This is a genomic window from Succinimonas sp. (genome assembly GCF_045225735.1).
Classification (GTDB): Bacteria; Pseudomonadota; Gammaproteobacteria; order Enterobacterales; family Succinivibrionaceae; genus Succinimonas.
In genome coordinates this window covers 1-2,031 of sequence record NZ_JBGVBR010000367.1, presented here as the reverse complement: position 1 = coordinate 2,031, position 2,031 = coordinate 1, and the positions used below count along the sequence as shown (strand labels likewise).

Sequence of the window (2,031 nt, the reverse complement as noted above, 5' to 3'; positions counted from 1 at the left end):
GATGTTTTCAGCTATCATACTGCCCAGTCCTTTGGCCGCGCTGCTTATAAAGGACAGTATATCGGCTCTCGAGAGATTTGCTGCTGCGTTATCATTAAGGTCAAGGACATCGTTATCGAGCTTGTCTTTGGCGCTCGTGCCGTTTGCAGGTCCGGCCTTCTGGTTCGCGGTCTTGTAGCTGGTGGAAATGTCAGATCCGGTAATGCTCGCGCCGAAGGAGTTCAGTTCAATTGCTGAAGTTGACTCGGAAATCAGATTGTCTCCCATAAGCAGCAGGGCATTGGCGATCATGGTGGCAGTTCTGACGCCGCTGGTGACCATTAGATAGATGTCATGAGCGCTGATGTAGTTGTTATCCTTGTTCCTTTCATCAAAGGACTTGTCATCAAAGAAATTATCGATAATGGTGGCGGATGCCAGGCTTTCCAGCGCATCAATGACATCCATGGCCAGCGCAATGCCGGAAATGGCCAAATCCACCCAGGCGCGGGTGGTGGAGCAGGTCTTTTCCGCTGAGCTTTTAAAGGTTTTGTACATGACGACGGCATCGTTAAGAAGGGAGAAGGCGGTGCCTCCCGCGCTAGTGAAATCGCTGATGACGGAGGCCGCCGTGTCGGCAGCGTCACCTCCAATGGCACTGCAAATGGTGTCTGACGTGGCATCCAGAGCCCGGGCTCCCAGAGCTGTTACCGTCTTCAGAAGCCCCCAGCCGGAGAGATTAGCAAACTTCAGCTTCGGAGCGGACACCGTGAGGTAGCCTGCCTTGGAGCTGAGCCCGCCCCCGAAGCTGTCCCCGATGCTGGCCGAGGTCAGGGCCTTGGCGCTGAACTGGAAGCCGGAAACGGAGACTCCGGAAATGGGACTCATGGAGATCTTGGCATCCCAGGGGGAGAACTTGTTTTTGAAGTAGGCCACGGCGAGTTTCAGGGTATTGCCGTCTATGGAGAAGCTGTTGTTGCCTACCTCGATAGTAACGGATCTGTCGGCGGTGATGGTGACGTCTCTTTTGGCATGGAGAGTAATGGAGTCATCGGCAGTGTCGACGATATCCCCGGCGGCGCTTCTTTCAAAAATGCCGCCGTATTCCCGGTGCGTTCCGTCAAAAAAGAGCGCGGCGCTGGCGATTCCGAGAATTTCACCCAGCGCGCGGGCTTCGTTTTCATCAGCGGAGCCGGTATAGGCGTCCGGGGTCTTTTTGATGATATCCTTGATTTTATCGCTGACGGCTTTAACCTCCTTTATGGCGGCGACTATCTCTCCGGCCAGGCTTGAGAGAGCGGTGCAGGCCTTGCTGAGATTTTCTCTGGCATTGTCTATGCCGCTTCCGGAGCCCATGGCCTTGTCCAGAGCCCCCCGGGCCTCGATCACCGCCTGGAGCTTAGTCTCCGCGGCAGTCTTTTTGCTGTCATAGATCTCCTTGATCTTGTAGGTGTTTAAGCGGTAGGTCAGGGAGGTCATAAAGCTTTCCAGCTTTTTCTGCATGATGATGTACTTTACCAGCGCGGCGGAGTCGGAGAAGCGGGTGAAGGCCAGATACTGGTTATTGATGTCGCGGTTGGTGTTGTCCGGCATTTTGGCAGCCCCCGACGCGGCATCCCGGACAAAGCCGGAGTTCAGGAAGCTGCTCTGCAGGAGATCCTGACGCATGGCGCTGTCGTATTCCGGGAGTCCTTCCCGATCCGGAAGGTATCCCAGAAAGCAGTAGCTTTCCCCGGCCTCCAGGAGGAGCACCCGCTGGCCCACCTTCGGGAAGTTTCCCAGGGGCGGGGCGCTTTCAGCGGGATTAACATAGTTAACCTTGACAGCGGTATCTCCGTTGTCCGTTTTGGCGTAAAACAGGGCCGGGAAGGCGGTATCGTCATCATCCGCAGGAGCTATAGTTCCCGGGGCCGCCAGAGATCCTGCGGCATCGGTGACCGTAGCCCGGAGCATAACGGCTCCGCAGCTTTCCCCTGAAGCGAGCATGGCGCTGCCCGGAGATTCTTCCGGATGCCGCCGGCTCTGTCCCGGCCGGGGGATCTCCGTAAGCGC

General features: G+C 56.6%; 1 protein-coding gene. It reads right to left on the bottom strand.

From position 1 onward, the window contains the following. The coding region (locus ACJROR_RS12780) for a hypothetical protein (RefSeq protein ID WP_406547391.1) at positions 1-1,932 on the bottom strand (1,932 nt) is incomplete at its 3' end. Positions 1,933-2,031: the final 99 nt, after the last annotated feature.